Origin of the sequence: Flavobacterium ginsenosidimutans, assembly GCF_003254625.1 — a bacterium.
Classification (GTDB): Bacteria; Bacteroidota; Bacteroidia; order Flavobacteriales; family Flavobacteriaceae; genus Flavobacterium; species Flavobacterium ginsenosidimutans.
In genome coordinates, this window is the sequence record NZ_QJRJ01000059.1 from 42,548 (window position 1) to 49,461 (window position 6,914).

At 32.9% G+C, this 6,914-nt stretch carries 9 protein-coding genes; 7 read left to right on the plus strand and 2 right to left on the minus strand.

Translation table 11 applies throughout. The features are described from left to right. Nucleotides 1-72: 72 nt before the first annotated feature. A complete protein-coding gene (locus DM444_RS00915) occupies nucleotides 73-1,317 on the minus strand; it encodes a relaxase/mobilization nuclease domain-containing protein (protein ID WP_111283118.1) in 1,245 nt (414 codons plus the stop codon). Then, complete coding sequence (locus DM444_RS00920) at nucleotides 1,305-1,697, minus strand: plasmid mobilization protein (RefSeq protein WP_111283120.1); 393 nt, start codon at nucleotides 1,695-1,697, stop codon at nucleotides 1,305-1,307. The genes DM444_RS00915 and DM444_RS00920 overlap by 13 nt, the downstream gene beginning before the upstream one ends. Before the next feature lie 518 nt (nucleotides 1,698-2,215). On the opposite strand from DM444_RS00920, the gene DM444_RS00925 reads away from it, so the two are divergent. The 7 genes from DM444_RS00925 to DM444_RS00955 all read left to right on the plus strand — a co-directional run bounded on the left by DM444_RS00925 (nucleotide 2,216) and on the right by DM444_RS00955 (nucleotide 6,913). Further along, a complete protein-coding gene (locus DM444_RS00925) occupies nucleotides 2,216-2,956 on the plus strand; it encodes a DUF6882 domain-containing protein (RefSeq protein ID WP_111283122.1) in 741 nt (246 codons plus the stop codon). A gap of 1 nt (nucleotide 2,957) precedes the next feature. Next, the gene (locus DM444_RS00930) at nucleotides 2,958-3,890 is read left to right on the plus strand and encodes a tetratricopeptide repeat protein (protein WP_239455553.1); all 933 of its coding nucleotides are present in this window, start codon (nucleotides 2,958-2,960) and stop codon (nucleotides 3,888-3,890) included. After that, a complete protein-coding gene (locus DM444_RS00935; protein ID WP_111283124.1) occupies nucleotides 3,887-4,378 on the plus strand; it encodes a contact-dependent growth inhibition system immunity protein in 492 nt (163 codons plus the stop codon). Before DM444_RS00930 ends, DM444_RS00935 begins: the two co-directional genes overlap by 4 nt. A gap of 42 nt (nucleotides 4,379-4,420) precedes the next feature. After that, the gene (locus tag DM444_RS00940) at nucleotides 4,421-5,077 is read left to right on the plus strand and encodes a DUF4240 domain-containing protein (protein ID WP_111283126.1); all 657 of its coding nucleotides are present in this window, start codon (nucleotides 4,421-4,423) and stop codon (nucleotides 5,075-5,077) included. A gap of 49 nt (nucleotides 5,078-5,126) precedes the next feature. After that, the gene (locus DM444_RS00945; RefSeq protein WP_111283128.1) at nucleotides 5,127-5,438 is read left to right on the plus strand and encodes a hypothetical protein; all 312 of its coding nucleotides are present in this window, start codon (nucleotides 5,127-5,129) and stop codon (nucleotides 5,436-5,438) included. 31 nt (nucleotides 5,439-5,469) lie between these two features. Further along, nucleotides 5,470-6,129: a hypothetical protein gene (locus tag DM444_RS00950; protein WP_111283130.1), complete on the plus strand. Its 660-nt coding sequence runs from the start codon at nucleotides 5,470-5,472 to the stop codon at nucleotides 6,127-6,129. A gap of 514 nt (nucleotides 6,130-6,643) precedes the next feature. Further along, the gene (locus DM444_RS00955; protein ID WP_111283132.1) at nucleotides 6,644-6,913 is read left to right on the plus strand and encodes a hypothetical protein; all 270 of its coding nucleotides are present in this window, start codon (nucleotides 6,644-6,646) and stop codon (nucleotides 6,911-6,913) included. Nucleotide 6,914 lies beyond the last annotated feature (1 nt).

Consider the following 6,914-nt stretch of genomic DNA (forward strand, 5'->3'; position numbering starts at 1 on the left):
GTGCATGAGTGTGGATGTGCTAACAGAAAGTGGAGACAAAGTTAAGGGTGCATTTTTGCACCCTTAACTTTGTTATATTCCTTTATAAAGCCTCCTTTTCTTCTTCTGTTTAAATTGTTTCGAAACATAGTCATTTATCTTTTCCCCACGGAGCAGTATATCTGCCAGATTTTCTTTTACATACTCTTGCGATTCGAGATTTTGAAACTTTTCTGAAGTTGCTGAATTAGACTTATTGTATTTCCTTTCAAGTGCAAGAATGTTCATTGCAAAGCTTTCCTGAATTCCTTTTGCACTGAATTCTTTTCCCAGACTGCTTCCATTGACAACCGAATGTGTTTTAAAGTCGACAAAAGTAATTCCATAAAGCTTTCCCCCACTGCTTTGTCTTAAAACAGTATGAATCGCTTCACCTTTGAGCTTTTCGGATAATCTCTCTAGAGAAGTCATTCTTTCATCATATAAAGTCTGTTTCAAAGCATTTCTGACACGGCTTTTGCAGTATTGCTTCTCTGTTTCATTTATCCTGAATTTTTCCTCCAGAAATTTTAAGGTAGGCCTGCTGTGGAATTCGCTGGCTTTTATCGGCACGCCTATCGGTTTTGAATTCTGGTCAAGTATTTTGTAAAGAAGTCCATTGTTTTTAAAGACTCTTGATTCCTCGCTTCCTCTGTCAGCATGGACGTTATAGAGGTTTAAAACTGCATTGAGTTCAGGCAGGCTTGAATATTTGTAATCAAACAACACCCTTTTTAAAACTGAATTGATAGCCTTTTTGGACTCTGCTTTTCCGTATTCGACTCTGCCGACATCTATCGGATTCAATGAAAATTGTTCTTTCTGTTTTCTTCCTTCGGCTTTTACAAGTCCGAACATTTCCTCAATTTCTTTTCGGGCAGGTTCTGATTTTCTGATTCCCAGTAAATGCAGATCGATTCTTTTCCCGTCTCTCTGAATGTTGTTTGTCACGATATGGCAATGGGGATGACCTGCATCGTGATGCTGGTATACCAGATAAGGCTGTCTGCCGAATCCAAGTTTTTCCATGTAGACATCCGCAATTTCAGCCAGTTTTTCTTTCGAATGATTCTCCGAAGGATCAAAGTTTAGCGAGATATGCACTGTATTCCGCTTCGCATTGGTATTGAGTTCTGCCAGTTTTAGAAAGCGGTTTAATTTTAAAGTGAAACTCAGTTTTTCCAGTTCCAGCGGATAATTCACAGCACTGATACATTCCGCTTTTCCAATCTCAACTTTATTTTCGTTGTAATTCAGAATTCCTCTTATGGACGAGCTTGTTTTTATCACTGCAACCATTTTTCTGCTATTTTCTGGGTGTGGCCTGAGACCTCTTCCATTTTATCAAAAAGTCTTTTTCTCTGGATCTCGAACAGACAAAGATGCCCTGTGAAATCGGGAACCGTGTTGAGCGTGTTTATCTTTCTGGCTATCTGATTGATATTATTGCCGATTGCCTTTAATTCGGAAGTAAGTACTGCTATCTCTTCCATCAGTTCGTCTAAAGACTGGTTTCTGTAGGTGGAGACAATGGGTTTGTTGAATAAGTGGCTTCTGATGTGGTCGCTTAATTTTCGGCAGGTGCTTGCTCTGAATCTTTTTTCCAGTTCGGCATACTCCAATGGAGTGAATCGCAGTCCCACGATTCGCGTTCTGTTTGAATTTTCTCTTTTCATCATCTTTCATTTTCATTGTTATCAAACTCTTTTCTTTTAAGTTTCCCCACCGCCGAGTTCCGAGGCAATGGGTGGCAAGATAGGCGGTTGTTAAACAACCGTTCATCTTGCTGATGTCAGGAACGTGGACATCTTTGGAGATTTTTTAAAAGCAGGCTTCTAATTTAGAGAAAATATTTGAATGTATCATGGGCAAAATATGTGCATGATGGCTGTAGGATGTGACAATAGATAAACATTTAAAAAAAGAAAAAGGGAAAAAAGAAAGCAGTCTTTAATTGGACAAGCAGACAGGTGAAGTGCTATAAGTCCCGAAGGGCATTTTTTGAGGAACGAAGAAAAATGTTATGCGCACTTCTCTGGCTGTGTCCAATACCTTGCGTTGCTTTTTTTATTTGATTTTTTCACTTCAAAGAGAAGAAAATGTTTTTATATTCGTACAAAAATAACACTTAGCATTTTAATCAGAGTTTGTGATTTGTAGATATTTTACAGCTAGGATTACTATAAAAACATTAGATATGGCATATGAAGATTTCTTAACAGATTGTTTTGGCGAATTACAAAAAATGCAAGATGATTTAAATAAAGCGTATGATATTAATTCTTTTACAAGTTGGAACTATGACCAGCCGAGTGGTATTATAACACTATCTAAGCCTGATAAAACTATTAATTTCAGATATTATCAAGTTGGCACTTATTCCACAGCATCTAAAACTTGGAAATGGTCGTGGGACAATGAAAATACATCTAAAAACGTAGTCGTTGATATTGAAAAAATTAAAGGTTTTGGAATTGCAAATAACTATGAAAATCTAATTAATGGGGAATTTCCATCTTATGATGAGATAGGATGGGAATTATCTTCTATCTGCTGTAATTTAATTGGCGGTATTGGCGTGTATAGGCCTGTTGTTGATCACTTAAAAATTCACATTGTATTAACTGAACTGATTGATAATGATTTAGCAGAAAGAGAAAAGACCAAATATGTTGATTGCGAAAATCATGAGAGAAGAAGAAGGGCATTTATCTGCCAGCATTTAAAAGAAGGAAGCAAAAACGGATTCGAAGAATCATTTGAAACATTTGAAGATATGGAATTCGAATATGAAGATGATGATTTTGTGGCTTGGTGTAACGAATGTGAGAAATTGAGAATCAAAGAAGGTGGTTTGTCAGAAAAATGCTGGGAAGAAGGCAAATTTAAAATTGTTTGTGAAAAGTGCTATTTCAAAATTAAAGAAACAAATGCCTAAAATGAAAAATCAAATTCTGATTTTATTAATATTTTTAAAAACGTTAGCAGCCCAAGGGCAAAGTAAAATGGAAAATAAATTTATCACTTGGGATGATTTTGTAAAAGGATTTGGTAAAGAGATGGTTTCCGCTGAAGACGTATTTAAAAATATGTCTGACAGTGGATTGAAAGACAATTGTCTAACTAAAATGGATTTTACTTTTATTTCTGACGATAAGGAAAATCTAATCCGATTATCTGAATTCTTAAGTTCCCATTATCCATATGTATTGCATGAAGTTAAAAAATACGGATCTCTTTGGGAATTAAACGGAGAAACAAATGAAATACCAATGACTGCAGACAATTTAATGTATTGGAGTTTGGATATGTACAAGAGAGGATATGAATTTGATTCAACTCTTGATGCTTATGGAGGATTATTTGATCCGCGAAGCCCAAATTTTCCAGACTTGGCTAATTCGAAAGCGGAGTACTATTTTGATAAAGGTATTGACTGTTATAACAATGGAGATTTAAGCGGCTCAATATTTAATTGGTCATTGGCAATTGCAATTGATTCGAAAGATCCAAATGCTTATTATTCAAGAGCAATCGTAAAGAATGAGCTTTACACTTGGAAATCTGCTCTAAAAGATTATGACAAAGCTATAGAGATTGCTCCAAAATTTGGAAGCGCTTTAATTAATAGAGGCGGATTAAAAGATGAAAATGGAGACTATCAAGGTGCGATTGCAGATTATGAAAAAGTACTGCAGTTTGATGATTCATCACTTGAAAATAAACAGCAGGCATACTTTAATCTTGGAAACACAAAATTTAATTTAAAGGATAAAAGAGCAGCTTGTGAAAATTGGAATAGAGCATTGGAACTTGGTGCAGATTATGCTAAAGATAAAATTGATGATTACTGTAAAGGAAAAAAGAAATGAATTTTCTTAAAACTATTTTTGGCAATAAAAAGCCAGTCGTACAAAGTATTAGTGTAATAAAGTATCCTGATAGAATTTTCTTTGAAACTTATGATAAAATAGTCAACTCATATTCTACAAGATCGAAGGAAATTACAATCTCAGAAATCAATATGTCAGATTTTGAAATAGGTAAAACAATTCTTCGGCATCTCGATTTATCGAGAACAATAAACAAATTTACTAATAAGGAAAGAATTGAAAATTATGAAGCTTACAAAAAAATTACGGGATTAAAATCTATAAAAGCTCAGATGAAAGATTCAGTTTATGTATCCGTTAGCCGCCAAAATAATCAGATTACGTTCTACCCGACAATTAATGGAGGAACTTCTGGTCAGCGAAAAGGATATCATTTCTTAGACGAAGAAAAAATCGTTATTGAAGATAGTGAAGATTTCCAATCAATTGGAGAAGTATTGAAATTAGCTTTGGAGAAATGTAGCTGAGTAAACCAGAAGTTAAAAAAAAACAGTAGTTAATAGTAGAAAATGAAAAAGTTTAAATTCATATTATTTTTAGTGTTGACGATAATTTCATGTCAGTTAAAAAACAAAAATGAATCAGAAGAAAAAAGTAAAAAGATAGTTAGTGAATTTATAAAAGGAAATAAAATGGATGAAACCGAATTCTGGAAAATAATTGATTATTCAATTGCAAATTCCAAGAATGATAATTTAGAACAGGAAAAAAGAATTGTTGAAAAATTATCAGCTTACAGTCCTGAGCATATTATTGAATTTGAAATAATTCTTAGACAGCTAATTATTCAAGCAGATGATTTTAAAATAATGGCAGCTCAAAAAATTATTGAAGGTTATGTTTCAGATGACAGTTATTTATATTTTCGCTGTTGGTTAATTGGAAAAGGTGAGAAAATTTATAATGGAACCATTAAAAATCCTGATTTTCTATCAGAAAGCATTAGCCCGGATGATGAGTTTAATTTTGAAGGATTACTATATGTTTCAACAGAAGCATATAAAATTAAAACAGGTAAGATTAAAGAAGATGCAACCTTTCCAAGAGATGTAGCATATCTAAAAGGTTTAGACTATGATTTTGGGGCACCGCCAACGAAAGGCGCGGATTGGAAAGAGGAAGATCTGCCGACAACATATCCTAAATTGTGGAGGTTCTTTAATTAAAAAAATAGCCAATATTTATCGGAATGAAATAAACAAAAAAATGTGAGATATGACATTAAGCCAAGCGATTATAAACTGTATGGATTATATGGATACTGAGGAATCTATTTATTCAATTTATGCTAAAAGAATAGATGGAAAATTCCATCCAGATTCAGAAGCTTTAGTTTTAAAATTGACAGTTGAAGAAATGGAAATGAAATCAATTGAAGTGGCGGAAGAAAAATGTCCAGGATTCGACTATTTTTTAGAAATGTTTGTTTTAAAAGATTTTTACGAAGATTTATTAAAACTTGAGGAATTCAAATCAGACACAAAAAAGGTAGAAAGAATTATTTATTATGCAGAATTTGATGCGTAAATGAAACGGATAATCATTAAAAAAATATGCTATGATAGAACAACTTCTAAATAGAACTAACGACAAAAAGTTTTATAATGATTGCGATTTGAAACTTGAATCTTATCGATTTGAAACTTCAGATAGTTCTTTAGAAATGATACTTTCAATTAATCAGAACAGTTATGATATACCTATTGAATATGAAGAATGGAAATTATCATGTAGAAATACTGAAAAATTCGACGGTTTTTTTTGGAGCTTAACTTTGCCCTATGTTAAAATGAAAATTTTGCAGCATCATCCTCTATTGTTAATCTTTCATGAAAACGAAATTGAATGTGAAATCACAGGCAGACCACCGAATGTCAATGAGTTTATTGGAGATGTCAGTAATGCTCTGGAGAAAGAAACTGGAAATTGGATTACTGTAAATGAATACTTTTTGAATAACGAGGAATTCTACCAAAAATATTCGAAGAGAACAATCATGATACCAAAGTCTCTTGGGAATTCCATACTGCGAGTTTGTGAAAAACATGAAATGGGCTTTCAGATAAAAAATGAACTTGTTGGTAAAAAGAAAGGGTATTTAGATAAACCAAATTCTAAAATTCTAATTTTTGGGAATGAAGATGTTAGCCCCAATGATTTTAATCTCAGACAGCCATATATAATTGCAGAAGAATTTATCGCAGAAAGAATCAAATAAAGCAACGCAAGATTTAATAGTAGCATATAAAACAAGAAAGAGACTCTAAAGTCTCTTTTTGTGCCGATTAATATATCTTTTATTAAAAGCTTTAGATCAGACAGCGAAGAAGTTTCACCTATGATTGAAAGATGTTGGGATGATACTTGGAATAGTTCTTCAGCCGTTTCCAATAGATGAATTTGAGTTTGTAAATGAAATCAGCTATTTATATAAAGATTTGAAAGAAGAAACCATACAGATTCCAAAAAATAAATAATATTTTAATGTACATATTATGTCCATGAGATTGATGAAAAAGCTATTTATCTTTGTTGGCTAAGAAAGACGAATTCAATAATGATAGGTAAATTTTACTTATGAACCTCAGTGAATTAAGTTTTATATTTGTAGTTATCCCCACCAAATTTTGATCAGGGTAAAATGAAAAAAGTGTTTTAACTTTATAGCGGATAATGATTGTGGAATAAAAAAGACCGATTCTCGGTCTTTTTTAATGAAGAGGAATTTTATAATGAAAAACAGAGCAACGGATGAGAGAAGAAGAATCACCCGAGGGAAAACTTTTGTAAATTTACAAGCTGAAAAACAAGGGGTTAGATTCTGTGAAGGTGAAAGAGGTATTTGTGATGCAGAAGAAAAAACTAAAACAAATGAAGGGAAATTAACAGTTGAAGAATTAAGAAGATGCAGAGGTTTTGAAGAAATTTCAGAATCGGAGGGGAATGAGATAATCGAAAGCTTATTTCAATTAGCAGTGATTGTATATAATTTTAAAATGTAGA